Source organism: Gordonibacter sp. RACS_AR49 (genome assembly GCF_030418435.1).
Taxonomy (GTDB): domain Bacteria; phylum Actinomycetota; class Coriobacteriia; order Coriobacteriales; family Eggerthellaceae; genus Gordonibacter; species Gordonibacter urolithinfaciens.
This window is the reverse complement of record NZ_JAIUDM010000005.1, coordinates 86,116-111,917: the sequence shown is the minus strand read 5'-3', so window position 1 is coordinate 111,917 and position 25,802 is coordinate 86,116. Positions and strand designations below refer to the sequence as shown.

The 25,802-nt window shown below is 68.3% G+C and carries 23 protein-coding genes; 16 read left to right on the top strand and 7 right to left on the bottom strand.

Features of this window, described 5'->3' with window-relative positions; genetic code table 11:
* Together LB310_RS09645 and LB310_RS09640 are read left to right on the top strand one after the other, a co-directional pair.
* Window positions 1-558, top strand: a complete 558-nt coding sequence (locus LB310_RS09645) for a hypothetical protein (RefSeq protein WP_096226732.1) — start codon at window positions 1-3, stop codon at window positions 556-558.
* Window positions 559-566: 8 nt separating this feature from the next.
* Complete coding sequence (locus LB310_RS09640; RefSeq protein WP_278806413.1) at window positions 567-932, top strand: hypothetical protein; 366 nt, start codon at window positions 567-569, stop codon at window positions 930-932.
* Between the two features lie 62 nt (window positions 933-994).
* Here LB310_RS09640 and LB310_RS09635 read toward each other — a convergent pair whose 3' ends face one another.
* On the bottom strand, window positions 995-2,704 hold the full coding sequence (locus LB310_RS09635; protein ID WP_278806411.1) for a cation:proton antiporter: 1,710 nt from the start codon (window positions 2,702-2,704) through the stop codon (window positions 995-997).
* Window positions 2,705-2,933: 229 nt separating this feature from the next.
* Between LB310_RS09635 and LB310_RS09630 the strand changes: the two genes are divergently transcribed.
* Window positions 2,934-3,842, top strand: a complete 909-nt coding sequence (locus LB310_RS09630; RefSeq protein WP_278806410.1) for an ion transporter — start codon at window positions 2,934-2,936, stop codon at window positions 3,840-3,842.
* 195 nt (window positions 3,843-4,037) lie between these two features.
* Here LB310_RS09630 and LB310_RS09625 read toward each other — a convergent pair whose 3' ends face one another.
* Window positions 4,038-4,961 carry a patatin family protein gene (locus LB310_RS09625; RefSeq protein WP_278806409.1) on the bottom strand — a complete coding sequence of 308 codons (924 nt, stop codon included), beginning with the start codon at window positions 4,959-4,961 and terminating at the stop codon, window positions 4,038-4,040.
* A 427-nt stretch (window positions 4,962-5,388) separates the two neighbouring features.
* Between LB310_RS09625 and trxA the strand changes: the two genes are divergently transcribed.
* Entirely contained in the window at window positions 5,389-5,697 is a 309-nt protein-coding gene (trxA, locus tag LB310_RS09620) for a thioredoxin (RefSeq protein WP_087190929.1), read from the top strand.
* Between the two features lie 209 nt (window positions 5,698-5,906).
* Here trxA and LB310_RS09615 read toward each other — a convergent pair whose 3' ends face one another.
* A complete protein-coding gene (locus LB310_RS09615) occupies window positions 5,907-6,662 on the bottom strand; it encodes a MerR family transcriptional regulator (RefSeq protein WP_278806408.1) in 756 nt (251 codons plus the stop codon).
* A gap of 183 nt (window positions 6,663-6,845) precedes the next feature.
* Here LB310_RS09615 and LB310_RS09610 point away from each other — a divergent pair, with 183 nt between their 5' ends.
* Window positions 6,846-8,192 carry an MATE family efflux transporter gene (locus LB310_RS09610; RefSeq protein WP_301154994.1) on the top strand — a complete coding sequence of 449 codons (1,347 nt, stop codon included), beginning with the start codon at window positions 6,846-6,848 and terminating at the stop codon, window positions 8,190-8,192.
* Between the two features lie 116 nt (window positions 8,193-8,308).
* Here the strand turns inward: LB310_RS09610 and msrA are convergent, their stop codons facing one another.
* A complete protein-coding gene (gene msrA, locus LB310_RS09605; protein WP_301154993.1) occupies window positions 8,309-9,700 on the bottom strand; it encodes a peptide-methionine (S)-S-oxide reductase MsrA in 1,392 nt (463 codons plus the stop codon).
* 232 nt (window positions 9,701-9,932) lie between these two features.
* Between msrA and trxB the strand changes: the two genes are divergently transcribed.
* From trxB to LB310_RS09580, 5 genes are all read left to right on the top strand, one after another.
* The gene (gene trxB / locus LB310_RS09600; protein ID WP_278806405.1) at window positions 9,933-10,907 is read left to right on the top strand and encodes a thioredoxin-disulfide reductase; all 975 of its coding nucleotides are present in this window, start codon (window positions 9,933-9,935) and stop codon (window positions 10,905-10,907) included.
* A gap of 146 nt (window positions 10,908-11,053) precedes the next feature.
* Complete coding sequence (gene prfA, locus LB310_RS09595) at window positions 11,054-12,127, top strand: peptide chain release factor 1 (protein ID WP_238386225.1); 1,074 nt, start codon at window positions 11,054-11,056, stop codon at window positions 12,125-12,127.
* A 320-nt stretch (window positions 12,128-12,447) separates the two neighbouring features.
* Window positions 12,448-13,446, top strand: a complete 999-nt coding sequence (locus LB310_RS09590) for a HemK/PrmC family methyltransferase (RefSeq protein ID WP_278806404.1) — start codon at window positions 12,448-12,450, stop codon at window positions 13,444-13,446.
* Window positions 13,447-13,836: 390 nt separating this feature from the next.
* Window positions 13,837-14,349 carry an L-2-amino-thiazoline-4-carboxylic acid hydrolase gene (locus tag LB310_RS09585; RefSeq protein ID WP_278806403.1) on the top strand — a complete coding sequence of 171 codons (513 nt, stop codon included), beginning with the start codon at window positions 13,837-13,839 and terminating at the stop codon, window positions 14,347-14,349.
* Between the two features lie 221 nt (window positions 14,350-14,570).
* Complete coding sequence (locus tag LB310_RS09580; protein WP_301154992.1) at window positions 14,571-15,404, top strand: purine-nucleoside phosphorylase; 834 nt, start codon at window positions 14,571-14,573, stop codon at window positions 15,402-15,404.
* A 40-nt stretch (window positions 15,405-15,444) separates the two neighbouring features.
* Here LB310_RS09580 and LB310_RS09575 read toward each other — a convergent pair whose 3' ends face one another.
* Complete coding sequence (locus LB310_RS09575) at window positions 15,445-16,509, bottom strand: PTS transporter subunit IIC (protein WP_278806399.1); 1,065 nt, start codon at window positions 16,507-16,509, stop codon at window positions 15,445-15,447.
* Window positions 16,510-16,896: 387 nt separating this feature from the next.
* Between LB310_RS09575 and LB310_RS09570 the strand changes: the two genes are divergently transcribed.
* Entirely contained in the window at window positions 16,897-17,739 is an 843-nt protein-coding gene (locus LB310_RS09570) for an MBL fold metallo-hydrolase (protein ID WP_087190966.1), read from the top strand.
* A gap of 99 nt (window positions 17,740-17,838) precedes the next feature.
* On the opposite strand, the gene LB310_RS09565 is transcribed toward LB310_RS09570, so the two are convergent.
* Both LB310_RS09565 and LB310_RS09560 read right to left on the bottom strand, forming a co-directional pair.
* Complete coding sequence (locus LB310_RS09565) at window positions 17,839-18,255, bottom strand: hypothetical protein (RefSeq protein ID WP_015538697.1); 417 nt, start codon at window positions 18,253-18,255, stop codon at window positions 17,839-17,841.
* Entirely contained in the window at window positions 18,252-18,455 is a 204-nt protein-coding gene (locus LB310_RS09560; protein ID WP_015538696.1) for a helix-turn-helix transcriptional regulator, read from the bottom strand. The genes LB310_RS09565 and LB310_RS09560 overlap by 4 nt, the downstream gene beginning before the upstream one ends.
* Window positions 18,456-18,868: 413 nt before the next feature.
* Here LB310_RS09560 and LB310_RS09555 point away from each other — a divergent pair, with 413 nt between their 5' ends.
* From LB310_RS09555 to LB310_RS09535, 5 genes are all read left to right on the top strand, one after another.
* On the top strand, window positions 18,869-19,420 hold the full coding sequence (locus tag LB310_RS09555) for a hypothetical protein (RefSeq protein ID WP_157007210.1): 552 nt from the start codon (window positions 18,869-18,871) through the stop codon (window positions 19,418-19,420).
* A gap of 219 nt (window positions 19,421-19,639) precedes the next feature.
* The gene (locus LB310_RS09550; RefSeq protein WP_015538695.1) at window positions 19,640-20,563 is read left to right on the top strand and encodes a LysR family transcriptional regulator; all 924 of its coding nucleotides are present in this window, start codon (window positions 19,640-19,642) and stop codon (window positions 20,561-20,563) included.
* A 336-nt stretch (window positions 20,564-20,899) separates the two neighbouring features.
* Window positions 20,900-23,497 (top strand): molybdopterin-dependent oxidoreductase, encoded by a 2,598-nt coding sequence (locus LB310_RS09545; RefSeq protein ID WP_157007214.1) that lies wholly within the window; start codon window positions 20,900-20,902, stop codon window positions 23,495-23,497.
* A gap of 4 nt (window positions 23,498-23,501) precedes the next feature.
* Entirely contained in the window at window positions 23,502-24,245 is a 744-nt protein-coding gene (locus LB310_RS09540) for a 4Fe-4S dicluster domain-containing protein (protein WP_157007216.1), read from the top strand.
* Between the two features lie 72 nt (window positions 24,246-24,317).
* Window positions 24,318-25,637 (top strand): GntP family permease, encoded by a 1,320-nt coding sequence (locus tag LB310_RS09535; RefSeq protein ID WP_087190916.1) that lies wholly within the window; start codon window positions 24,318-24,320, stop codon window positions 25,635-25,637.
* The last annotated feature ends 165 nt before the right edge of the window (window positions 25,638-25,802 follow it).

Sequence of the window (25,802 nt, the reverse complement as noted above, 5' to 3'; positions counted from 1 at the left end):
ATGAAGAGGATCAAGATAGCCGCCGTCTGCGCCGCCGCGCTCATGGTGCTGTGCCTAGGGGCGCTTGCAGGATGCGGGCCGAACGACGAGGAGGTTATCCGCAACGGGGTGGCCGAGGAACTGGACGGGCTGAAGAACCTGGACGAGGCAGCGCTCGCCGACCTTATGTCCGGTGCGGACGTTGCGGACCTGTCCGAGTTCGGCATCGATGCGAACGAGTTCATGAAGGCTTACCTGGCCGGCTTCGATTACCGTATCGGTGACGTGACGGTCGACGGCAAGGAGGCGCATGTCGACGTGGCGCTCACGTGCAAGAGCTACGCCGCCTACGAGCAGGCGCTCGAGGATGCTGCGGCGAAGCTGGCCGAGGACGAGTCGTTCCTCGAGCTTCCCGAGGCCGAGATGAACCAGAAGATCGGGGAGACTGTCATGGAGGCCACCGCGGCCATCGAGCCGGTCGATGCCGGCTCCGTCACGATCGACTACACGCTCGAGGGAAGCACCTGGACGCCCACCGAGCAGTCCACCCGCAACATAGCCGAGGTTCTGTTCGGTTAGGCGGGAGCGTGGAATACGGCTGGGGATTCGCGGCGCTCATGGCGGGCCTGCTGCTCATGGGGCTCGTGTTCGTGGTGACGGGCGTCCAGATGGCCTGCGGCCGCTGGCGGCATGCGCTCGCCGGCGCCGCAGGGCTTCCGGAGCGCGAGCGCGAGGCGAGCGGCGTGGCGCAGGCAACCCGTGTAGGCGGTGTGCTGCTCATCGTCGTTGGAGCGGGCGTCGTGGGCTTCGGCGGCTGGCAGGCTTGGGCGTCCTACACGCCCGAGAGCGACGGCATGCTGACGGTGGCCGGCGTGTTCCTGGTGCTTGTCGACCTGTTCGTGGTCTGGGCGCTGCGCGCCGCACGCCGGGAATACGAGGACGGCTCCCGCTAGCAGTACGTCCAAAAGCTGGCGCGATCCGTCCGGCTGCCAGCCTGCCCGTTTCGCGCCGTCCTTCAGGAACGGGGCCCGTCGTCCCCGTTCTCGTCGTGCCCCGCGCCTGTGCCGTACCGGTCGCGCAGGGCAGACTCCCGCATCTCGCGCGCGTCCTCGAACAGCCGACGCGCGTCCTCGCGGCTGACGCCCATGCGCTCGGCCGCGCCGCCCAGCTCGTTCATGCGGCGTCGGTACTCCCTCACGGCATGCTCGGCAACAAGGCGCCGCCGTTCCTCGCGGCGCTGCTGCCGGTTCGCCTGACGGGGCCCGTCGCCATCGGGATCGGCGTCGTCCACGAGGGCCCGGCGTGCCATCTCCTGCGAGGCGAGGTCCAGCGCCTCGTCGATGGCGCGCTTGCGCGCCGAGGCTCGCTGCAGCAGCGCCGCACGGTCCTGCCAGTTCAGATCCTCGAAGTCGCGCCCCTCCCGGCGTGCCGCCAGCCGCTCGAGCGCCTCCCTGCGGGCGAGCATCCGCTCCAGCTCCCAGTGCTCGCGCAGGATGTCGCCGATGTCGCGCGGGCTGTGCGCTATCTCGCGCACAGCCTCGATGGGCTTCGCGTCGGCCACGCGGTAGGTGAGCATGCCCAGAAGCGGCATGAGGAACACGGTGATGGCGCCGGCCGCAACGAGCACGCTGGCCGTCTCCTGCGGCATGGCGCCCGCGCTCACGGCTACCGACGTGACGGCCACGATGATGGGCAGCGCCGTCGTGCAGTACAGCGCGATGGTCAGGCGGTTGTGCGTCGATATGTCGCGCGTGTCCTTGCCGGTTGAGAGTGCGGCGAAGATGGGCACCGCGCGGATGAGCAGCAAAAGCGCGATGAAGCCCAGCAGTACCTCGGGCTGCTGGAACACGGCCGCCAGGTCGATCTTCGCTCCGGACACCACGAAGAAGATTGGTATGAGGAAACCGTACGCCACGCCGTCCAGCTTGTGCTCGAGCGCGTGGTCGCCCTCGGGGATGATGTAGCGGAGCACGAAGCCCGACGCGAACGCTCCCAGCACGATGTCGAGGTCGAACGCGGCCGACAGGGCCACCAACCCCACCAGCAGGAGCACCGTCACGCGCATCATAGTCTGCGAGGTGCCCTCGGCGTTGGCGGTGAGGAAGCGGAACAACCGGTGGCCGGCCTTCTTCGCCTTGGCGGGCACCACCGCCACCAGCACGCACAGGGCCATGAACGCCATCAGGATGAGCACGGTCTTCCACTCGGCGCGCGTCGACAGCAGAAGCGCCATGGCGAGCACCGGGCACAGCTCGCCCCACGTGCCGTAGGCCAGGACGGACTCGCCCACGCGCGTGCCCATGAGCTCGCGCTCCTTCAGGATGGGCATGAGCGTGCCGAGCGCCGTGGTGGTCAGCGCGATGGCCACGGCAACGGACTCTATCTCGTTCGCGAACAGGCCGCTGGCGAAATGCACGAACAAAAAGGCCAGCACGATGGACACGGCCCAGGTGGCCAGGCCCCGCTTGCCCTGGGAACCGGTGAGGCTCTTCGGGTTTATCTCGTAGCCCGCCAGCAGGAACAGGAAAGCCAGGCCCAGGTCGGACAACAGCCCTACCGAGTCGGTGAGCTCTATGGCGCCCGCGAGGTTCGGCCCGAGCACGGCGCCGGCGATGAGCAGGAACACCGTCTCGGGGATGAGCTTGCCGGGGATGAGCTTGGCGAGGATGGGGCACGCCGCCGCGACGAGCGCGATGATGGCGAGCGAGATGAGGTCGACGGGCATGAAGGGCCTTTCGGGCGTGCGAGAACGACGTTTGCAGACGAACGATGTCATTGTAGCGCAACGGAGGGGGAGGGCGTCGTGGTATGCTTAGGGCGCACGCAGAGCACGTACCGCCCGCCGCCCCCGCGGCGCGGGCGAGCGGGAAAAGGAGCGAACCCCATGATCGTCATCGCCGAGGTCTCCGCCGAGGACCGCCGTCCCCGTTCCGTCCCAGGGTGGACGCGGGCCCATGGCTAAACGGGAGGAGCTGCTGGAGCGCCGGCTGGCACAGGCATCCCCGTTCAAGCGACAGGCGTTCCTCGCCTTGGAGGACGTGCGCGCGGCGCGCGGCGCAGCGCGGGCGGTGGGTATCGCGCTGTTCGCGCTCATCGTGGCGAACGCGCTGCTCGTGTTCGCCGAGCCGCAGCTGGACGTGTCGTCGGGCGTGTCGCATGCGCTGCTCGTGTTCGGGCTGGCCTCGAGCGCGTGCTTCGCGGTTGAGTATGGGGCGCGCCTATGGGTGGCCGACCTCGTGCATCCTTGCTGCGGGCCCGTGAAGGCGCGGCTGCGCTACGCGCTCTCGCCCATGGGGCTCGTCGACCTGCTGGCGTTCCTGCCGGGGCTGCTGGTGCTGGCGGTGCCGGTGTCCGCCTCGGCGCTCAACGCCGCGCGCATCATCCGCCTGCTGCGGCTCGTCAAGCTGTCGCGCTACATGCGCGGGCTGCGGTCCATCGCGCGCGTGTTCGCGAAGCGCCGCCAAGAGATCGTCGCCGCGTTCACGGTGCTGGGGCTGCTCACCGTCACGGCCAGCGTGCTCATGTTCGAGGTGGAGCATCCGGTGCAGCCCGACAAGTTCGACAGCGTGCTCACGGGCATGTACTGGGCCATGACCACTATCACCTCAACGGGCTACGGCGACCTCGTGCCCCTGACGGCGGCGGGGCGCCTCGTGGGATTCCTCACCATGCTGCTGTCCATCGGCGTGGTGGCCATCCCGGCGGGCATCTTCTCGGCCGGCTTCGTTGCCGAGTTCCGCGCGCAAGACGCGCGGGCCCGCGCAAGGTGCGGTGCGGACGAGGGGGATGCGCGCGACGGCGATGGGGAGCGTGGCGACGGGTGCTGCGACGACGGCGTCGAGGCCGATGCCGATGACTTGTAGGGGCCCGGCGGGGGCGCAGGCGCAGCCCGTCGCTTGACGGGGCATCACCTGCGGCACGGCTACCCCGCCGTCTGCGTGCCGGGCGCAGCGGCACCCCGGGGCTTGCGACGCGCTCCGCCTCGTTGTCTGCGGCGTGGTCGCGCATCACGCCGATCTCGTCCGCGCATCCCCGTGATCGCCGAGGCGGCCCGGCTGCTATCCTGCCAGGTAACGCTCGAGCGCGGGCCAGACGCGCAGGGCCTCGGCGTAGCCCTGCTCGTAGAGGGCCATGAGCTTGGCCTGGTCCTTCTCCATGCTCGACACCGTGACGGGCTCCGGCGGGCGGATGAGGAAGAGGAGGCCCTCGTCGTGCAGGCAGGGCAGGGCCCGGTACAGGCGGTTGTACTCGTAGTGGCGATGCTGCAGGCGGTCGACGTAGAAGGGGAAGTCGGCGTAGCGCTGGCGCAGGAGCGCCATGAGCTTGTTCGGGCCCTTCAGGTAGTCTTCGGCTTGCGTGAGCACCACGATGCGCTTGGCGGGGCCGGTGAGCAGCGAGTAGATCACGGGCACGCTGTCGCACGTGCCGCCGTCCAGCAGGTGCTTGCCGTCCACCTCCACGATCTGGCTCACAAGCGGCATGGACGACGAGGCTATGAGGTAGTCGACGTCGGCCAGGGCGTCGGAGAACTCATGGTAGTCGGCCTCTCCCGAGTCCAGGTCGCTCGACACGGCCACGAGGCGCATCGGCGAGCTGTTGAAGGCGGCGTAGTTGAAGGGCTCCAGCTGGTTGGGTATCACGTTGAAGGCGAAGTCGCGTCCGCAGGCGTTGCCCGTGCGCACGAAGCTCTTCATGGAAAGGTAGCGCCAGTCGCCCGCGTACTTCACGTTGAGGTAGCAGGAGCGGCCCGTGTCGCCGGCCACGTAGTTGTAGCCGCAGAGCGCGCCCGCCGACACGCCCACCGTGCGCTCGCAGAACAGCCCGCGGTCCATGAAGGCGTCCAACACGCCGGCCGTGAACTGGCCGCGCATGGCCCCGCCCTCCAGCACGAGGTCGACGGGCGCCACGGTATGCCCGCGCCAGGCGGGCTCGTGGAGGTCGCGGGGGTCGGTGCGGGGGAGGCGTGCGGTCGTGTCGCTCATGCGGGGTCCTTTCTGCGTGATCGCGTCCCATTATAGCGCAGCGGCCCCAAAGGCGGCACGCGCTGTAGCCTAATCGGGAGGCGCCGTTCGCCTTGCCAGCTGGCCGGGACCGGTCGCGCTCGCAGCGCCCTGCACGAGGGCGGGCGCGCCGCTTCTCCGGCCGAGGGGACGGCGGCCGCAGCCTTTTCCCGTATCTGTGAAGTAACCATGGAGCGCCTGCCGGCGATCGGCCGTTCGCGGGGCGAAAATGTCGGGAAACCCAAGTTTTATGCCCTAAACCGTAACAATTAGATGCACAGTTGAGCGAAGGCGTTTACAATACGGGCAGAACAAACTGATCGTGCGCCCGCCGGGCGTCGCGAGAGACGGTGCCCGCGGCACCGCGAGCAGGGCCGTGCGAGCGGCCGAGACTATAAGGAGGCTTTACATGAGCGAGGTCGTTTCTTCTTCCGATTTCCAGTCCAAGGTGCTCGACGCGCAGGGTCCCGTGCTGGTGGACTTCTTCGCCACGTGGTGCGGCCCGTGCAAGATGCTGGCGCCCACCATCGACGAGATCGCGGCCGAGCAGGCCGGCAAGGCGTCCGTCTACAAGCTCGACATCGACCAGAGTCCCGACATCGCCCAGAAGTACGGCGTGATGAGCGTGCCCACGCTCGTTGTGTTCGAGAACGGCCAGGTGAAGAAGCAGGCTGTGGGCGTGCAGCCCAAGCAGAACATCCTGTCGATGCTGGCCTAGCGCCGCCTCGCCGCAGGTTCCCGGAAGCGCCGGCCGCCTTGGGCAGCCGGCGCTTCCTTGTGCTCGGGGAGGCAAAGGGGGACAAGGGGACGGGATAACGTCACGTTCTTCGAAGTCCTCGGATCTCGTTAATCGCTTGGGAATGTGACGTTATCCCCGTCCCCTTGTCCCCCTCCTCCACGCATCCTGCCGCTCGTGCGCCCCGGCGGTCAGCCCAGCACCCAGGCGCGGTAGTAGTCCCAGCGCGCCGCTTGCGGGCCCTCCTCGACGGCGGTGAGCAGGTAGGTGCCAACCGCGAGGCGCGGCTCGAGGCCCTGCCGGGCCGCCTCGGCGAACAGCGCGGGGGCGTTGCTGCGGTTCGGGTCGTCCGGGTCAACCAGCAGCAGGCACTCGCGCCCCTCCCCGGCGCCCGGCGCATCCCGCTCCCAAACGGCGCCTGCGCGCGTGGGCGTGTCGGCCACCATCTCGAACACGGTTCCCGGGTCCGCTGCGTCCACGAGCACGGCGAAGCGCCAGGGCTCGTCCACGAGCAGGGGCCAAAGGGCCGGGTCGGCGTAGTCGATGGCGTCGAGGCGGGCGATGCCCGGCGCGCCGGGCCGCATGCCCGCCGCCTCCAGCTCCTCGGCCCGTGCGTTCAGGGCGCGCTGCCGCGCCAGGCGGGCCCGCATGGCCTCCAGCTCGGCGATGCGCTGCTCCACGTCGCGGGCCGTGCGGTCGAGCGCGTCGTCCAGGTCGCGTGCCGAGAGCGTACGGTAGCCCGCCAGCTCGCGCACCGGCACGCCCAGGCGACGGTAGAACGCTATCTCGCTCGCGTCGATGAGGTCGTGCAGGGCGTACTGCCGGTAGTCGTTGCCGCGGTTGCGGCCGGCGCGCACGAGCCCCTCGCGCTCCCAGTAGCGCAGCGTCGACGGTGACACGCCCAAGTAGCGCGCCGCGTCCTTGATGTCGTACAGCACGGGTTCCATGACGCGCTCCCTTTCCGTTTGGAGATTTGGGGGAGGTGGGCAGGGCGCCCCTTTACCTTAAAGTCGCTTTAAGGTTTAGAGTATCATGCGGCAATGGCCAAGACAAGCCCCGCCCGCGCAGCGAGGCGTTGGCGAGGGGGCGCCCCTTGGGGGCGCGATAGAGCACCGGCGGAGTGGAAAACCATGATCAAGAAGAATATGTTGAAAGAGTACCTGCGCTACATCCTGCCCACGATGCTCACGTTCACGCTCGCCAGCGTGTACAGCATCGTGGACGGCATGTTCGTGGGGCACGCGGTGGGCGATGCGGGCGTCGCGGGCATCAACGTGGCGTTCCCGCTCGTGGCCTTCGTCATGGCCGTGGGCACGGGCATCGGCATGGGCGGCGGCGTGATATCGTCCATCGCGCGCGGCGCGGGCGACGAGGCGAAGTCGCGGCGCGCGGTAGGCACGACGTTCGTCATGCTGCTGGCGGCCGCACTGCCCGTCATGGCGCTGCTGCTGTTCGCGGCCGAGCCCATCTGCCGGCTCCTGGGAGGCCAGGGCGGCACGCTCGAGCAGGCCGTGGCGTACACGAGCGTCATCGCGTGGGGCGTGCCGTTCCAGATCTTCGTCACGGGATGCACGCCGCTCATCCGCAACCAGGGGCGCGTGGGCTTCGCCATGACGGTGCAGGTGTTCGCGGGCCTGATGAACGTGGTGCTGGACTACGTGTTCGTCATGCTGATGGGCTGGGGGACGGCCGGCGCCGCCGCGGCCACGGCGGTGTCTCAGGCTGCGGCGTTCGTGCCGGTGCTCGCGTTCTTCCTGCTGAGGAAAAACCGCATCGCGCGGGCCGACCTGCGCCCGGACGGCAAGATCGTCGCCCACGCGCTGAAGCTGGGCATGGCGCCCTTCGGCCTGACGCTGCTGCCCGAGGCCACGGTGGTGGCCATCAACGTGAACCTGTCGGCCTACGGCGGCGAGACGGCGCTCGCGGCCTACGCCGTGGTGTCCTACACCGCCTGCGTCATCCAGATGCTCATCCAGGGCGTGGGCGACGGCTCGCAGCCGCTCATCTCCAAGCACTACGGCGCGGGCGACGCCGACGGCGTGCGGCGGTTCAGGAACACGAACTACCTCATAACCATCTCGCTGGGCGCGCTGGGGCTTCTGGCCATGTACCTGCTGCGGAACCTTGTGCCGCTGGTGTTCGGCTCGTCGGCCGAGACGGCCGCCATCGTGGCGTACGCGCTGCCCATCTTCTCCATGGCGTATGTGTTCTACGGGTTCACGCACGCGTCCACGTCGTACTTCTACGCGGTGGACGACGCCCGCGCCTCGAACGCCATCGTATACGGCGAGGCGGTGCTCGTGGTGCTGGTGGTGTTCGGCATCGCACGGGTGGCGGGCGTCGACGGCATCTGGTTCTCCGTGACCATCGTGCAGATGGTGCTGGCCTGCGGGGCCGGGGCGCTGCTGCGCTACCGTCACCGGAGGCGCGCCGCGCAGGCCGCCCCGGCCCCGCAGCCGGTGGGCGAGGGCTGCTAGCGGCGGCTGCGCACGACCTGGTTAGGCTGCCGCGCGCTGGCCGACCCGGGCTGTGCTGTCGTACGACCCGGCCGGCTCTGGTCGGTGCGCGATCGGTGCGGGCCGGAGGGGGGCGGTCAGCGGAGGGCCGGCATGCGGCTAGCCTCCTGCTGCTCCACGAGGGGCTTGAGGTAGCCGTAGCCCTCGGCGTCCATGCGCTCGAGCGGCACGAAGCGCAGGGCGGCGCCGTTGATGCAGTAGCGCAGTCCGCCTGCCTCGGCGGGGCCGTCGGTGAACACGTGGCCCAGGTGCGCATCGTCCGCGCGGCTGCGCACCTCCGTGCGCAGGGTGCCGAAGCTGCGGTCCAGATGCTCGGTGACCACGTCCTTCGAGAGGGGGTGCGAGAACGCGGGCCAGCCGCAGCCGGAGTCGAACTTGTCCGCGCTGGCGAACAGGGGCTCGCCGCTGGTCGCGTCCACGTAGATGCCCGGCTCGAACGTGCGGTCGTAAGGGTGGGCGAACGGGCGCTCCGTGGCGCCCTCTCGCACGACGCGGTACTGCTCGGGCGAGAGGGCGCGGCGCAGCTCTTCGTCGGGCGGCGCCGCGTAGCCTTGCGCGCGGATGGCGTCGGCCACGCCGGCCGCGTCGAGGGGGCCGGCAGCGCCTGGGGCGCCGGGGCCGTCGGCTGCAGGCGCGTCGAGGGCATCGTCCGGGCCATCGTCCGCGCCGCCCGCGCCGGCGTCGCCCGGATTGCGCGCTTCGCCGGCCGAGACGCCCTGCGCTTCGCTCGAGCCGGCATCGATCCCGGGGATGGCGCCCATCACCGCCGGATCATCGGGCGATTCGCACAGGCCGTCGAACTGGATGCACGGCTGCCCTTCCGCAAGCCCCATGCGCCGTGCGAATGCCTCGGCGGCGGCCAGGTCGATGTGGCAGTAGCCGTGCGGGTTCTTGCCCAGGTAGTCCTGGTGGTAGTCCTCGGCTGCGTAGAAGCCGTCGAGAGGCTCGATCTCGGTGACGATGGGCTCGGTGTAGCGCGCTTGCTGGCGGCGCAGCGCCGCCTCGATGGCGGGCAAGTCGGCCTCGTCCTGCCAGTAGATGCCGCTGCGGTACTGCGTGCCCGCGTCGTTGCCCTGGCGGTTAAGGCTCGTGGGGTCCACGACCTCGAAGAAGCCGTCGAGCAGCACGTCGGTGGGTAGGATGCGCCGGTCGTAGGTCACGGCCACCGTCTCGGCGTGGCCCGTGTTCCAGTTGCACACGTCGCGGTAGCTGGGATTCTCGGTGGAGCCGTTAGCATAGCCCGCTACCGTGTGCCGCACGCCGGGCAGGCGCTTCAGGAACGCCTCGAGCCCCCAGAAGCAGCCGCCGGCCAGGTAGAGCGTGTGCAGGTCCTCGCCATCCGTCCTGCCGTGGCGGCCCGCACCCGCCCGCTCGCCGTGCGTACGCGGGCCGCCAGCCGACGCGCCGTGCAGGTGCGCGCTGCGTGCGGGAGACGATCCGGCCGGGTGGTTCGTGTTCTCAGCGTCCATGGAACGTTCCTTTCCTCGCTTGGTCGCATCCATGGTAGTGCGCCCTGCGGGCGCGCGGCGCCGCCTTCGCGAAACCGTCACGCACGCGTTGAGCACGCGGGGCCCGGCGCGGCATGACGGTTCGCCAACCGAATCCTGCTTATTCGGCGTAAAGTGGTGCCGATCTTGTGACAATTAGGCGACGAGCCCTATACTGGATGCAAAGCAAAGGTTCCGCGATAGGAGGCTTCCCATGACAGAGGAACCCAACAACGACACGTCCGCCGCGTGCAAGGCGGACGGAGCGCAGGATAAGGCCATCGACGTCGCCGTCATCGGCGCCGGGCCTGCGGGGCTCACCGCGGGGCTCTACGCCGCGCGCGCCGGGCTGGAGACCGTGCTGTTCGAGCGCATCGCGCCGGGCGGGCAGCTGGCGCAGACCGAGCACATGGAGAACTACCCGGGCTTCCCCGAAGGCACGAACGGTTTCGAGCTGGCCTTCTCCATGAAGCAGCAGGCCGACCGCTTCGGCGTGCGCAACGTGGGCGAGGAGGTGCTGGGCGTGGACTTCACCCAAAACCCGAAGGTGCTCAAGACCGCGTTCAACGAGTACCGCGCCAACAGCGTGATCATCGCCACCGGCGCCCGTCCGCGCAAGCTGGGGCTGGAGCTGGAGGAGGAGCTGCAGGGCCGCGGCGTGTCGTACTGCGCCACGTGCGACGGCAACTTCTTCCGCGACAAGACCGTCATGGTGGTGGGCGGCGGCAACACGGCCGCGGGCGATGCCATCTACCTGTCGCGCATCTGCAAGAAGGTGTACCTGGTGCATCGCCGCGACAAGCTGCGCGCCACCGCCATCTACCACAAGCGCCTGGAGGACCTGCCGAACCTGGAGTTCGTGTGGAACGCCGTGCCGCGCAAGCTCGTGGCCGACGAGGGCGCGCTCGCGGGCGTGCGCGTTGAGATGCTCGAGACGGGGGAGGAGCGCGACATCGCCGTGGACGGCCTGTTCGTGGCCGTGGGCACCGAGCCGAACACCGAGTTTCTGGCCGGTGCGCTGACGACGGACGAGACGGGCTACATCGTGGCCGGCGAGTCGGGCGAGACGGAGGTTCCCGGGGTCTACGTGGCCGGCGACGTGCGCACGAAGTTCCTGCGCCAGGTGGTCACTGCCGTGGCCGACGGGGCGCTGTGCGCCGAGGAGGCTGCGGAGTACCTGGCTATCTAGGGGAGGCACCGCGGGAGGGGCTGCGCTTTGCGCTGCTCTCTGATATCATGAACCAGTTACCGTAACGGCGCCCGGTGCCTTGTGCACCGGGCGCCCGCCGCGCGCGGGCGTGCGCCGCGCAACCACGTTCAAGAAGGACATATCCCATGCAGGAAACGGACATGCGAGAGAAGCTCGAGAAGATCATCCAGGCTTACGAGGACCTCCAGGGGCGCATGGGCGACCCGGCCGTGCTCGCAGACCAGAAGGAGTACAACCGGCTGGCCAAGGAGTACGCGAGCCAAGGGCCGCTGGCGAAGAAGGCCCGCGAGTACGTGCAGGCCTCCGACGACCTGGCGGCGGCCAAGGAGATGCTCGCGGACCCCGATATGAAGGAGTTCGCCCAAGAGGAGATCGCCGGCATCGAGGCGCGCCTGCCCGCGCTCGAGGAGGATATCAAGTTCATGCTCATCCCGGCGGACCCCGCCGACGACAAGGACATCATCGTGGAGATCCGCGCGGCCGCCGGCGGCGACGAGGCCGCCATCTTCGCGGGCGACCTCTACAAGATGTACGAGCGCTTCGCGGGCGCGCAGGGTTGGAAGACCGAGACCATGGACGTGTCGGCCTCCGAGGCCGGCGGCTTCAAGGAGATCCAGTTCAAGGTCAAGGGCGACAAGGTGTACTCGGTCATGAAGTTCGAGAGCGGCGTGCACCGCGTGCAGCGCGTTCCCAAGACCGAGAGCCAGGGGCGCATACACACGTCCACGGCCACCGTGGCGGTGCTGCCCGAGGCCGACGAGGTGGAGGTCGACATCAACGAGAACGATCTGCGCATCGACGTGTACCGCGCCGGCGGCCCGGGTGGCCAGTGCGTCAACACCACGGACTCGGCCGTGCGCATCACGCACCTGCCGAGCGGCCTGGTGGTGCAGTCGCAGGACCAGAAGTCGCAGCTGCAGAACAAGATCGCGGCCATGGCCGTGTTGCGCGCGCGCCTCTACGAGAAGATGTTGGCCGAGCAGCAGGCCGCCGAGGGCGCCGAGCGCCTGGCGCAGATCGGCTCGGGCGACCGCTCGGAGAAGATCCGCACCTACAACGGCCCGCAGGACCGCGTGACCGACCACCGCATCGGCTACAACGGCACCTACAACGGCGTGCTTCTGGGAGACGGCCTGGGCGACGTGATCACCGCGCTGCAGGCTGCCGACCGCGCGCAGAAGCTCGAGGCGGCTGTGTAAGCTCGCACTCGGCCGTATCCCATATCGGCCGGCATGCGGCAGAACGCGCTCCGAAGTCACCGTTTTGGCCGCGGTGAAGCCCTTTCGCCGCGATAGGGGCCTTGTTTTCGACGGAGCCGTGGAATGACGAGAATCATCATGCGCTTGACCTGGCCTTCTTCGGAAGGGTTGTGGCGCGGTGGGGCTGCACGCCGAAATCGGGCTTCACGGCGGCCAAAACGGTGACTTCGGAGCGCGAGAAACCGTAGGCACGCTTCAAAGCGGGTCTCGATGGGGGCGGCTCCGGTACCTGCAAGATTCGGTTCGAAGGGGATATGGTCGTGGAGAACGACATCTGGACCATCAAGGCTGCGCTTGACTGGACGGTCGGGTACCTTGAGCGCAAGGGCGACGAGAGCCCGCGCATCTCGGCGCAATGGCTCCTTTCCGAGGCGTGCGGCCTGTCCCGCATCGAGCTCTATGCCAACTTCGAGCGCCCGCTGTCGATGGACGAGCGCGACGCGCTGCGCGGCTACGTTACGCGCCGCGGCCGGGGCGAGCCCTTGCAGTACATCACCGGCGAGGTGGGGTTCCGCCACATCACGGTGCGCGTGCGCCCCGGCGTGCTCATCCCGCGGCCGGAGACCGAGGTGCTCGTGAGCGAGGCGCTCGCGCTCCTGCCCCCGGCGCCGCGCCCGCGCGCGAAGGGCGAGGAGGCCGAGGCGCCCGCCGAGGACGAGGCAGGGCTGGCCGGTGCCGCGGACTCCGATTGCACCGAGGCGTCCCCGGCGCCCGCCGAGACGTCCGCGCCCGAACCGCTCTTCGTGGCGGACCTGTGCACGGGGTCCGGCTGCATTGCCTGCTCCATCGCCTACGAGCATCCGCTCGCGCGCGTTTACGCTACCGACATCGCACCCGAGGCCGTCTCCCTCGCGCGCGCGAACGCCGCGGCGCTCGGGCTGGACGGGCGCGTGAGCGTGGTCGAATGCGACCTGGGCGAGGGGGTTCCCGCCGAGGTCGTGGGCGCGCTCGACCTCGTGGCGTCGAACCCGCCCTACGTGCCCACAGCCGTGCTCGCCGGCCTCCCGCGCGAGGTGGCCGCCTACGAGCCTGCGCTCGCGCTCGACGGCGGCGCCGACGGGCTCGACGTGTTCCGCCGCCTGCTGGCGTTCTGCGCCCATGCTCTCAAGCCGGGCGGAGGCTTCGCCTTCGAACTGCACGAGACCTGCCTGGACGACGCGGCCCGTCTGGCCGCCGAGGCGGGCTTCGTGGACGTGCGCACCGTGTCCGACCTCGCCGGCCGCCCCCGCGTGCTCGCGGGCCGTTCCGCGCGAACCTAGCTGCGGGCGGTACGCATCTGAAGGGTTCGCCCGCGGCCGGCGCGGCTCGCGCGAGCGGCTTTCCGTCGCTGCGCGGCTCGCGCGAGCGGCCGCCCTGTTCTGCGTGGAGCACGCGAATCGCCGTGCGGCAAGCGATTTTTTCGATTTGTGTACGCTTGTGGTGGGAGTCGCGCGCCTTAGCGGGCCGTCGGCTCTCAAAAGCCCTGGTCGCGTTTTGTGAGACCTCACTTCGTGTCCGTCGGAAAGCGCTTTTCGCACCCGAAGCTCACACAAATCGAAAAAATCGCTTGCCGCACGGCGATTCGCGTGTCGGGGCGCCGTTAAGGGCTGCAGGATGGTGCGAGGGCCTATAATGGAGCGGTTGCACGTTGGTGAGGGGAAGGGGATCGCATGAGCAAGATCGTCAACGAGCCGAAGAACACGTTCCCGCTGTTCGTGAAGGTGCGCGAGCAGCTGGAGCACCGGGCGCTGTGGCTCTACCTGCTGGTGGACGAGGCGCGCAAGCACGGGCTGCCCGACGACGCGTTCGCGGCCGATGCCGTGAAGCGCTGCGGGCTGTACCAGGGCGCCGAGATCATTGAAAAGAGCGGCACGAAGAGCCTGAAGGGCCTGAAGAAGGTGCTGTTCACGAAGAGCGCGCAGATCGTGTTCGAGATGAAGGTGGTGGAGAGCACCGACGACAAGCTGTCCATAGACTTCCACTATTGCCCGCTTGTGAAAGCGTGGCAGAAGCAGGGCTGCACCGACGAGGAGATCTCCCGGCTGTGCGATTTGGCCATGTGCGGCGACCGCGGCATCGGCGAGGCGCACGGCGTGGAGCTGGACCTGCCCAAGACCATCGCACGCGGTGACGACTGTTGCGCCATCCGCTACGTGCGTCGCGACGGGGCGTCGACTAGCTAGGGAAACACAGGTCGATACATGGTTCGACCGGTCGGGTAGGGCAAGGGCCCTGCCACCGACCCGAGGCAGTCTAACCCGTCGAGAGGCAAGGGCGGGGGCCTTGCCCGAGCGCATGGACGAACGCCGCATGGATCGGCGTTTCCCTTGGTCGGCACTCCGCTCCGACATGCGCTAGAATACGTCTAACAGTAGCTATCGTCCTCTATCTCGAAGGAGCAGCAATGGTCCAGCGCAACGTGTTGAAAGAGAACCTTGCCGAGTCCGCGCGCGTCGTGCGCGAGCGCATCGGCGACCGCCGGCTCGAGGTGGGCATGATCCTTGGCTCGGGGCTGGGCCCGTTGGCCGAGCGGATCGAGGGCGCCGTCTACGTACCGTACGGCGAGGTTCCCCATATGAGGACGAGCACTGCCACGAGCCATGTGGGCCGCTTCGTGTGCGGCATGCTGGGCGGGAAACGCGTGCTGGCCATGCAGGGCCGTTTGCACGGTTACGAGGGCAACACCGCCCAGGAGGTGGCCTACCCCGTGTGGCTCATGCACGAGCTGGGCGTGGACACGCTGTTCGCGACGAACGCGGCCGGCGCCATCAACGAGAGCTACCGGGTGGGCGACTTCTGCATCATGGAGGACCACATCAACTTCACCGGGCGCAACCCCGTGGCGGGCCTCGAGCCCGACGGCATCGCGTTCCGTTTCTTCTCCATGCTGGACGCCTACGATCCCGCGCTGCGGCGTCTTGCGCGCGAAACTGCCGACGAGCTGGGCATCCGCGTGCAAGAGGGCGTGTACCTGGGGCTGCTCGGCCCGAGCTTCGAGACGCCGGCCGAGATACGCGCCTTTCGCGCCTGGGGTGCCGACACGGTGGCCATGAGCGTGTGCGAGGAGGTCATCGCGGCGCGGCACACAGGGATGCGCGTGCTGGGCATGTCACTGGTGAGCAACATGGCCTGCGGCATCGAGGGCGCCTCGCCCACCGACGAGGAGGTGCTCGACGTGGCGCGCGACCGCGAGGCCGACTTCGCGCGCCTGGCCACTGCCATCGTGGAGCGCATGTAGGGAAAGTGCCCGCGCGGCGGGAGGAGCCTGCGCCCTCTCCTCAGTCCTCCAACTTGAGGTCGCCTTCGGCGATGAGGCCGGCGCGGCGCATGAGGATGCATACCGCCCAGCTGATAACGGCGGGCAGCACCAGGCACACCAGCACGAGGCCCGCCCATTCGAACGCGCCGGGTGCCGCCGCGCCGGCCTCCATGCCCGCCACCCAGCCGGTGTACACGCCGATGGGCCCCACGAGGCCGCACGTGCCCATGCCCGAGGCCACGGCAGGGCCGTTCTGCTGCAGGGCGAACACGCAGGTGGCAAGCGGCCCGGTGACGGCTGACGCCACGATGGGCGGCACCCAGACGAGCGGCTTCCTCATGATGTTGCCCATCTGCAGCATGGAGGTGCCCAGGCCCTGCGACAGCACGCCGCCCCAGCGGTTCTCGCGGAAGCTCATGACGGCGAAGCCCACCATCTGCGCGCAGCAGCCCGCGAGCGCAGCCCCGCCGGCCAGCCCCGTCAGACCAAGCGCCGCGCAGATGGCGGCGGACGAGATGGGCAGCGTGAGCGCGATACCGATGACAACCGACACGATGATGCCCATGAACATCGGCTGCAGCTCAGTGGCCCACATAATGAACCCGCCCACCGACGAGGCCAGCGCCCCTATCCACGGCGCCACGCCCAGCGCCAGCCCGCAGCCGGCCAGGACGGTGACGGCGGGCGTGACGATGATGTCCACCTTCGTCTCCTTCGACACCGCCTTGCCCAGCTCTGAGGCCGCGATGGCTATCACCAGTACGGCCAAGGGTCCGCCGGCCCCGCCCGCCGCGTTGGCGGCGTAGCCGACGGCTGCGAGCGAGAACAGAACGAGCGCTGGCGCGCGCAGCGCGTAGCCTATGGCAACGGCCATGGCCGGCCCTGCCACGCTCTTGGCGAACGTGCCGATCTCGTTGAAGAAACCGACGCCGGATAGGTCGCCCACCGTGGTGAGGATAGTGCCGATGAGCAGCGAGGCGAACAGGCCCTGGGCCATGGCCGACAGCGCGTCGATGGCGTAGCGCTGGAACGATACCTCGATGTTCTTGCGTGCAAGGAATGCTGTAACGGAGTGCTTGGGCATGCCGTCCCCCTTCGGGCGCGAGCGGAGCTATGCGGTTCTGACCGGGATTTCTCGTGGAACCATGGTAGACGAAGCCGCAGGCGGGAGGGACGGGAGCGCGGCCGGCGCCCGTCTGCGGCGGATTTCCGGCGAGCCTGTGCGGTTTGCGGCGTCCCCGCGCGGCCGAGGGGCGCTTCGGGTACAATCGACGCGAAGCGACAGGACCGAAGGGCCGCGAGGCCGCGCGATGGGGCTGCGGGGCCGGATGGCGGTGCGGACGGAGCCGGGCGGGATCGGGCAGGAGGGGCGAGCGCAGGCGTGGATATGGTTTTCGAAGAGGTCTTCTCGCGGCGGCAGATAGAGGCGCGTCGGGTGGCCGACGGCGCGGCGGATGCGCCGGTTCCGGCTATGACGCAGACACGCCTCGGCACTCCTGTGCCCGGTGGGGCGCGCACGCTGCGCCTGCACGTGCTGGCCAGCGGCAGCCGCGGCAACGCGGCCGTGGTGGAGGACGCGGCCACGGGCGCGGGCGTGCTCGTGGACTGCGGCATCTGCAAGCGCGACTTCTTCGCGCGCTGCGACGAGGCCGGCTTCGATCCGGCGAGGCTCGCGGCCATCCTCGTGACGCACGACCACACCGACCACACGAAGGGCCTCGGCGTGGTGCTGCGCGGCCTGGCGAAGAAGGGCGTCGAGCCGGCCGTGTACGCGGACGACGCTGTGCGCGCTGCCAGCAGCGAGGTGCGCGCGCTCGAGGATGCGCATGACGTGCGGTCCCTGCGCGCAGGCGATGCGCTCTCGCTTGCCGGCCTGGCCGTCCACGTGTTCCGCACCTCGCATGACGCTGCCTCGTCGTGCGGGTTCCGCTTCGAGAGCGCCGGCGGCGACGTGGCGGGCTTCGTCACCGATACCGGCATCGTCACGGGGGAGGCGCACGAGGGCCTCATGCATGCGCGGCTGTTGGCGCTGGAGAGCAACCACGATGTGCAGATGCTCGCCGACGGCCCCTACCCGTATCCCGTGAAGCGCCGCGTGGGCTCCGATGTGGGCCACCTGTCCAACGACCAGGCCGCCGCCGAGCTGGAAGCGCTTCTGTGCGACGAGCTGGAGCAGGTGGTGGCCATGCATATCTCGCAGAACAACAACACCTACCGCCTGCCCGCCGAATCCCTCGCCGCCGTCGTGCGCCGCGCGGGTCATCCCGCTGCGGTGCAGGCCGCCCTCCAATCCGTGCTCGTGAGCGTGGGCTGACCGAGGTGGCCGCTATACGGCCGTTGACGCTGGCAAAAGGGGAACGGTGCGAACGCCTGCACCCTGCGAGCGCTTCGCCCGCCCCGCTCTCGACATGCCCTACATGGTCTTCTGCGCCTTCGCGATGAACGCGACGTAGGCGATGAAGGCCACTACCTCGATGCCGACGAACACGAGCATGCCGACGAGGGTTACCTGGCCCAGCACCCACAGCACGAGCGCTGTCACCGGTACGAGCACGGAGAACAGCGTGAACGCCCGCGTCGCGGCCAAGTTGCCGATGGCCACGTTGCGCTCGTCGTTCTGTTCGACGAGCTCTTTTTGCGTGGGCTTGTGGGCGAGTGCGAACAGGCCGCACACGATGAGGGCGAACGCGCATCCTCCCAGGCCGAAGGCGGCTTGGGCGCCCAAGGGCAGCGCGTCCGACACGCCGCCCAGGTTGAAGGCGAAGGCGAGCGTGGCCACGAGGAACAGCACCCCGATCGACAGGGTGATAACGGCGGGCTTGTTGTTCATTGCGCTTCCTCTCGGTAGATGAACACGTCTTCGATGCTCAGGTCGAAATGGCGGGCGATCTTGAACGCCAGCAGGATGGAGGGGTTGTAGCGCCCCTTCTCCAGCGAGCTGATGGTCTGGCGCGACACACCCAGCTCCGTGGCAAGGTCCTCTTGCTTGATGCCGCGCGCCTTGCGGATTTCCTCCAAGCGGTTCTCCATGCGCGTTCCTTCCGCTTTTGATTTAAGGTAAAGCTAGCTTTCCATGAAGTATAGACGCGTGGGTGTCATATGTAAAGCTAGCTTTCCAAAAAGAAGGACGAAAAGAAAGGCAGCGCACTCGGTGGGCCACGTGAGCAAGGGATCGTGACGAGCGGTGCCCTTTGCGCGGATGGTGTGCTGTTGCCGTCGTTCGCCGGTACGGAATGTGGAGAAACCGTGCCGCTGCCCGCAGCAAGGCGCTACACTGGGTTCATCTCGCTTGCCTTTGTGGGGCGGAGCGTCGCCACCGGGTTTCCCGGCCGGCACAACACCAACAAACCACTGCAACCAAGTTTCCGCTGACGCGCCGCCGGGCGCTCGCGCGCGCCTGCGCTGCGGCCCAAACGCGCCCAACCGAGAAGAAGAGGTACTACATGACCCGTTCCGAGAACCCCGAGCAGCGCACCCGCTACTCCTACGCCGATTGCCTGCGCGGCGACTTCGACCCACCCGCGTCGGAGGGGGAGTCCACCCTGTTCCAGACGCTGTTCGTCATCGGCATGGCCGTGACCATGATCCTGTTCGTGAACGTGGTGGTGCATCCGGCGGCCACGCTCGACCCGCTGGCGCTTGCGGCGTCGTTCCCGCTGTGGTTCTGCATCGCGTTCACTGTGCGCAGCCTGTTCGCGAACCGCTTGAGCTTCTGGCTGTTCGACAAGCTCAACCCCGGCCACCTTGAGGGTGTGGGCGCGTCGGCCCTGCTTGTGCTCGTGAACGTGTGCATCATGGCGCCCATCATGTGTGCCATCGGCGTGACGCTCTCGGGCGCTCATGCAGCAGCGTTCCTCGGCGCCTATGCCACCATGCTGCCCCTTGCGGCCGCGGCGGCCTATGCCTTCTGCTTCCTGGTCGTGCGCCCGCTGGTCATGCTCGTGTTCAGCGACGTGTGCAAGCCCCTGATCGCCCGCCTTAGGCAGGCGGGGTAGGGGAACCTCTCGCCCGCGCACAGGCCCCAAGCCGTTCTCGGGCCCCGAAGCCGCCGCACGCCGACGATGTTTTTTTCTGCGGCTGTCAAAAAATCCTTCGGCTTGCATTCACCCGCGTTCGTTATGATGGGATTCCATTCGGCTTTAGCCGAATGCGGCCGGTTGAAAGGCCGCATAGGACGTGGATGGCAGGACGAGGCGTGCGAGGGGGCGTGGCCCATGCTGCTGGACGATATAGAGATTTTCACGGTCATATCGGAGACGAAGAGCCTTTCCCAGGCCGCGGAGCGCCTGTACATGTCGCGACCGGGGCTCTCGCAGAAGATCGCCAACATAGAGGCGCGCTACGGCACGAAGCTCTACGTACGCACGTCGACGGGCGTGGTGCCCACGGCAGCCGGCCAGATCGTCACGAAGTTCGCCAAGAAGATCGCCACGTTGGAGACCGCGCTCTCGGCCGAGCTCGCGGCGGTCGACGAGCACTTCGACAGCACTATCGAGGTGGGCATGAGCATGAACGACGGCGTGGCGCTGCTGCCGGCGCTGGTCAAGCGCTTCCACGACCTGCACCCCGACGCGCTCGTGCACCTGGACGCGGGCTACGAGCCCGAGCTCATGGAGAAGCTGAAATCCGGCAAGCTGGACTTCGCCCTGCTGGAGAACCAGCCGCTCGACGACGGCATCTCGCGCGAGACGCTCGGCTACAAGCGCCTGCTGTTCTGCGCGCCCGACCGGCCGCCCTACAACTCCGTGCCCCAGCCCGTGAAAATCGAGACGCTGCTCGAATGGCCCATGATCATCTACGAGTGGAACTCGGGCCGCCACATGGTGGGCAACCGCCACTTCCGCGAACGCTACAACCTGTCGCTCACCGACCACAACATGGTGGCGCGCTTCGACACGCACGAGGCCATGGTGAACGGCGCGAAGGCGGGGCTCGGGTGGGCGAGCATCCCCGAGTGCGTGGCCGAGCGCTACCGCAACGAGCCGGGCCTCATCTGGTTCAAAATCGATACCGACCCCATGCGCTACCCGGTGGACCTGGCCTGGCACACCGGGCGGGTCATATCGCCGCTGGCGCTGGAGTTCAAGGACTTCATCCGCGACAACGTGCCCGCGGGCTACTTCCACGGGCGGGGGTAGGGCTTCCTGCGAGCAGGGGAGGCGTGCCGCGGCGTCCGCCCGTGCGCCGCGCCTGCCGAGCCCGCTGTGCCTGCGCTCGCCTCCTAACGCCCGCCCGTCCCGACGGCACCGCCCCTTGCCAGCCGCGCGTCCGCGGACGTGCCTGGCGCTTCCGGCCGTCAACGTCGCTTTACGGCGGCGGTAAGCGAGCGCTTCCCGGAGCATCCCCTTACACCCCCTGCTTCCTATCGTGACGGCGAATCCGCCTGCGCGCCCAGCCGGCGTTCTCCGCAGGGTCTAACCTTGCCTTCATCGCCCCGCCCGGAGACGAGGGGCGGCATAGGAGAAGGAGGAGCGATGGACAAGCAAGGCATCATCGAGGCCAGCCGCGCCCGACGCGAAGGGGAGCGCATCTTCTACACGTCGTGCCCGGCGAACGGCTGCTGGGACAGCGCGTGCATCCTGAAGTGCCACGCGAAGGACGGCCGCATAACGGCGATCGAGCCGGACGACTCGGTGAACCGAAACGACAGCCGCGAGGACTGCGGCTGGGAGAACATCTGGAAGGGCAACGTGCAGATGCGCCCCTGCGCCATGGGCCATTCATGGAAGAAGGAGCTCTACGCCGAGACGCGCCTCCTCCACCCCATGAAGCGCGTGGGGGAGAAGGGCGCCGGGCGCGGGTACTTCGTCCCCATCAGCTGGGAGGAGGCGCTCGACACCATCGCGGAGAAGATGGTGGAGATCAAGGGGAAGTACGGCCCCTACGGCATCTTCCACTCGCAGTACCCGAGCTTCGAGAAGAACGGGTTCCCGCTCGCGCCCTGGTGGGAGGCCGGCTTCGGCGCTTGGGGCGAGCACTCCACGTCCGGCCACGCGGCGGGCGAGATGCTGCACCTGGGCGTGGACCTGTCCAAGACGGCCAAGGGCCTCTCCGAGGCGCTGCCGGGCTTCGAGGCGTCCGACATCTTCAACTCGAAGCTCTTCGTCATGTGGGGCATGGACCCGGTGGTGGCCTGGTTCGGGCCGTCCTCGTACTACATGCAGCTCGCGCACGAGTACGGGTGCAAGACCATCGTCATCGACCCGCGCTACACCCAGTCGGCCGAGCTGCTGGCCGACCAGTGGATTCCCATCCGCCCCGGCACCGACTTGGCCATGATGCTGGCCGTGGCCCAGGTGCTCTACGAGGAGGACCTCGTCGACCACGAGTTCGTGGACCAGTGGGTCGACCCGGTGGGCTTCGAGGAATGGCGCGCCTACTGCATGGGCGAGGGCGAGGACGGCATCAAGAAGACCCCCGAATGGGCGGCCCCCATCTGCGCGGTGCCGGCCGAGACCATCCGCGAGTTCGCGCGCCTCTACGGCACGACGAAGCCGGTGCACCTGCAGTACTTCTACTCGTGCGCGAAGCGCCACATGGGCGACTACAGCGCGTCGGCGTCCATGCTGCTGCAGGCCATGACCGGCAACATCGCCTGCGCCGGCGGCTGCCAGACAGGCGCCTGCCTGCCCACGCCCGGCCGCGTGCCCGCCCCGCGCGCCGACTTCGGGCGCGACCCGGGCGACTACCGGGTGCCGGTGCTGTTCAACAACAACTGCCTGACGGAGGTGCTGGCCTGCCAGAAGGACTACTGGGAGGGCCGCATGGACGAGAGCGAGTTCCGCCACCGCATCGGCTCGCCTACGAACGACGCCCCGCTGCCGAACGTCCAGATGATCATATTCGAGAACAACTACGCCAACAACCACTCGAACGTTAACAAGCGCTTCGCCGGCATGGCGTCGACCGAGTTCAACTGGGGCTTCCAGTGGCATCTCAACCAGCCCACGGCCGAGCTCTGCGATATCATCCTGCCGGCGCCCGTGTGGCAGTTCGAGGGCATGGACGAGTACATGTACGGGCACCAGCGCTTCGTGAGCGGCCCGAACGGCATGCGCAACTACTTCACGTTCTGCGCTCGCGGCGTGGACTTCCCCGGCGAGGTGCGCTCGAAGGAGTGGGTGTGGACCGAGATCGCCAAGCGCCTGGGCGACGAGGTGGTGCAGGGCTACAACCCGCGCCTGGCCGACGTGGCCTGGGAGGATTGGGTCGACGCGCAGGAAGCCATCTACCGCGAGGCCTTCGAGGAGTGGGCCGACAACGAGACCGTCATGGCGTACCTGGGGTACGACCACCGTCCCACCTGGGAGGAGTTCAACGCCAACCCCGTCGTGCGCACCGAGGTGGACGTGCCGTACTACCCGTTCAAGACCCTCATGGAGCGCGGCGAGAGCCCCTTCGGAACCCCGACCGGCAAGATCGAGTTCTCGTCGAACTTCGTGAAGGACCACGACATGACCGAGACGCGCTGGCGCGGGCAGATCGAGCCCATGCCGGTGTGGAGCCCGAGCTACGTGGAGGGCGATATCGGCTCGGCCTCGAACGACGGCTTCTACAACCCGAAGGCGAAGGAGTACCCGCTGTCGCTCGTGTCGCCGGTGTCCATCTACCGCCAGCATTCGAGCAACGACAACAACCCCTTCATGCGCGAGGACTGCTACCGCCACGCCGTGTGGATCTCGGGCGTGGACGCCCAGGCGCGCGGCATCAAGGACGGCGACCTGTGCCGCGTGAGCAGCGACCGCGGCGAGACCGTGCTCACGGCCTACGTGACGAACCGCATGATGCCGGGCACCGCCGCCGTGCACCACGGCGCGTGGTACCAGACCGACGGCACCGCGGCCGAGATGAACGAGTACGGCCAGGATCTGCGCGGCACGCCGAACATCCTCATCGACGACGGCCATCTGCCGCATATCCTGGGCGCGCTCATCACGGCCGGCCTCGTGGAAGTGGAGAAGCTGGCCGATGGCGACGCCGAGGGCTTCGGCCTGGAGGCGGAGCGCGGCGGCATGCGCGGGGCGAAGGCGGCGCTCGGCCTGCGGGCCGCGCTCGGAGAGGGAAGGGAGTAGGACCATGACGCAGTACGGATTTATGTTCGACATGAACCGCTGTTACGCATGCCAGGCGTGCAGCATCGCGTGCAAGGATTGGAACGGCCTCGAGCCGGGCGCCGAGAAGTGGATGGGCGTCTACGAGTGGGAGCAGGGCACGTTCCCGAACATCCGCCTGCACGCGCTGGCGTTCCCGTGCGGCCATTGCGAGGACCCGGCGTGCGCGAAGGCGTGCCCGAACGGCGCCCTCTACAAGGAGGACGAGTTCGGCGCCGTGCTCGTCGACCAGGACAAGTGCGACGGTTGCCGGAAGTGCTACGATGCGTGCCCCTACGGCGCGCCGCGTTTCGCCTCCGACGAGCCGGGCACGAAGATGAGCAAGTGCACCATGTGCGTCGATCGCCTGGCCGAGGGCATGCAGCCCGCGTGTACGGCGAGCTGCCCGCTGCGGGCCTTCGACTTCGGCCCGCTCGACGAGCTGGTGGAGAAGTACGGCGACGTGCGGTACTGCGAGGGCATGCCCGCGCCCGATGCCACGGCTCCCGCCTTCCTCGTGTGGAACCCGCGCGAGAAGCAGCCGCTTGTGCCCTACGACGCCGAGGAGGCCATCGCGCTCAACCGCCAGCGCGGCGACTTGGGCACGCTCTTCGAGGGCGCCGAGGACCTCGCCTCCTTCGACGAGGGCACCGTCCGCCGCGACGAGCTGCGCATGAAGCACGGCACCGTGGTGGAGTTCATGCGTGCGACCCGCAACGATATGGCGTAGGAGAGCTCCGGGAGCGCTCTGGCGAGCGCTCCCGGAGTCGGGGGAACGAAAAACCAACGAAAGGGGAAAGCTATGGAATGGATAGGAGTTGCCGGCATCGTCGTCGGGCTCGTGTTCTTCGTCATCGCGGCCATGAAGGGGTGGAACGTGCTTATCACGTCCCTCGTCACGGCCGTCATCATCGCGCTCACCAACGGCATGGATATCGCCGCGGCCATGGTGGGCGGCGAGTCGTCGTACGTCACGGGGCTCGCGGGCTTCGTACAGAAGAACCTGCTCATCTTCATGGGCGGCGCCATCATGGGCGAGTTCATGGACAAGTCGGGCGCGGCCAAGGCCATCGCGAACGCCGTCATGGGGAAGGTGGGCTCCAAGAGCCCGTACCTCGTGCTGCTGGGCATCGCCGCGGTGGGCGCGGTGCTCACCTACGCGGGCATCTCCATGTTCGTGGCCATGTTCGCGCTCATTCCGCTGGCGCGTCCGCTGTTCAAAGAGTGCAACATCCCGTGGCACCTGTTCTGCGCTGCCTGGACGCTCGCGGCCTGCTCGTTCACCATGGCCATGATTCCCGGCGTGCCCGCCATCGCGTGGATCAACGCCGCGAACGGCTGCGGCGTGTCGCTGACCGCTGCGCCCGTCATGGGCATCGTGGGCTCGATCGTCGCCATCGCGGTGTCGTGCGTGTACATCAAGTTCGCGCTGAAGCGCGCCCAGGCCAAGGGCGAGACCTACGAGACGTCCGCAGGCGAGGCCGAGGTGGCCGACGACAAGCCGCTGCCGGGCGTCGCCGTGGCGCTGCTGCCGCTCGTGCTGCTCATCGCCATCATCATCGTCGGCTCGCAGCTGGGCGTGGCGAACATCATCTACATCGCCATGGTGACGGCCGTCGTGGCCAGCATGGTCCTGTTCCACAAGCACATCGACAGCCAGCGCGACGTGCTGGGCAACGGCGCCAAGGCGGCCCTCGGGCCTGCGCTGTTCACCTCGGCCGCCGTGGGCGTGGGCACCGTGGCCGCCGCCTCCGTGGGCTTCACGGTCATCTACGAGGCTATCTTCAACATGCCGGGCGGCACCTACGTGTCCGCCGCCACCATGGCGGCCGTGCTCGGCGGCGTCATGGGCTCCGGCTCGGGCGCGGTGGGCATCATCGCCGGCAACTTCCTCGACCCGTACCTGGCCACGGGCGTGAACCCGGCCGCCCTCGCGAAGATCATCGCCACGTCGGCCACCATCGGCGGCGCACTGCCGAACTCCGGCGCCATGTTCGGCATGCTGGCGGCCATGGGGCTCAACCACAAGAACTCGTACAAGCACATCGCGGCCATATCCATCGGCGCGGGGCTCTGCGCGCTGGTCGTGATGATAGTGATGGCGAACATCGGAATCGTTTAGGTCCGAGCACGCCGCAGGTTCGAGGGCGTGACAGAGGGCGTGACAGAGGGACGGGGATAATGTCTCATTCCCCCTGCGCTTGCAGCAATCGAGAGACTTCGGAGAATGAGACACTATCCCCGTCCCTCTGTCACGCCCGTCACACCTCTAACAAAGGGGGCAATC

Coding starts and splice junctions, on each gene's coding strand:
- LB310_RS09645 (WP_096226732.1), top strand. CDS start 1: ATGAAGAGGATCAAGATAGCCGCCGTCTGCGCCGCCGCGCTCATGGTG.
- LB310_RS09635 (WP_278806411.1), bottom strand. CDS start 2,704: ATGCCCGTCGACCTCATCTCGCTCGCCATCATCGCGCTCGTCGCGGCG.
- LB310_RS09630 (WP_278806410.1), top strand. CDS start 2,934: ATGGCTAAACGGGAGGAGCTGCTGGAGCGCCGGCTGGCACAGGCATCC.
- LB310_RS09625 (WP_278806409.1), bottom strand. CDS start 4,961: ATGAGCGACACGACCGCACGCCTCCCCCGCACCGACCCCCGCGACCTC.
- trxA (WP_087190929.1), top strand. CDS start 5,389: ATGAGCGAGGTCGTTTCTTCTTCCGATTTCCAGTCCAAGGTGCTCGAC.
- LB310_RS09615 (WP_278806408.1), bottom strand. CDS start 6,662: ATGGAACCCGTGCTGTACGACATCAAGGACGCGGCGCGCTACTTGGGC.
- LB310_RS09610 (WP_301154994.1), top strand. CDS start 6,846: ATGATCAAGAAGAATATGTTGAAAGAGTACCTGCGCTACATCCTGCCC.
- msrA (WP_301154993.1), bottom strand. CDS start 9,700: ATGGACGCTGAGAACACGAACCACCCGGCCGGATCGTCTCCCGCACGC.
- trxB (WP_278806405.1), top strand. CDS start 9,933: ATGACAGAGGAACCCAACAACGACACGTCCGCCGCGTGCAAGGCGGAC.
- prfA (WP_238386225.1), top strand. CDS start 11,054: ATGCAGGAAACGGACATGCGAGAGAAGCTCGAGAAGATCATCCAGGCT.
- LB310_RS09585 (WP_278806403.1), top strand. CDS start 13,837: ATGAGCAAGATCGTCAACGAGCCGAAGAACACGTTCCCGCTGTTCGTG.
- LB310_RS09580 (WP_301154992.1), top strand. CDS start 14,571: ATGGTCCAGCGCAACGTGTTGAAAGAGAACCTTGCCGAGTCCGCGCGC.
- LB310_RS09575 (WP_278806399.1), bottom strand. CDS start 16,509: ATGCCCAAGCACTCCGTTACAGCATTCCTTGCACGCAAGAACATCGAG.
- LB310_RS09570 (WP_087190966.1), top strand. CDS start 16,897: ATGACGCAGACACGCCTCGGCACTCCTGTGCCCGGTGGGGCGCGCACG.
- LB310_RS09565 (WP_015538697.1), bottom strand. CDS start 18,255: ATGAACAACAAGCCCGCCGTTATCACCCTGTCGATCGGGGTGCTGTTC.
- LB310_RS09560 (WP_015538696.1), bottom strand. CDS start 18,455: ATGGAGAACCGCTTGGAGGAAATCCGCAAGGCGCGCGGCATCAAGCAA.
- LB310_RS09555 (WP_157007210.1), top strand. CDS start 18,869: ATGACCCGTTCCGAGAACCCCGAGCAGCGCACCCGCTACTCCTACGCC.
- LB310_RS09550 (WP_015538695.1), top strand. CDS start 19,640: ATGCTGCTGGACGATATAGAGATTTTCACGGTCATATCGGAGACGAAG.
- LB310_RS09545 (WP_157007214.1), top strand. CDS start 20,900: ATGGACAAGCAAGGCATCATCGAGGCCAGCCGCGCCCGACGCGAAGGG.
- LB310_RS09540 (WP_157007216.1), top strand. CDS start 23,502: ATGACGCAGTACGGATTTATGTTCGACATGAACCGCTGTTACGCATGC.
- LB310_RS09535 (WP_087190916.1), top strand. CDS start 24,318: ATGGAATGGATAGGAGTTGCCGGCATCGTCGTCGGGCTCGTGTTCTTC.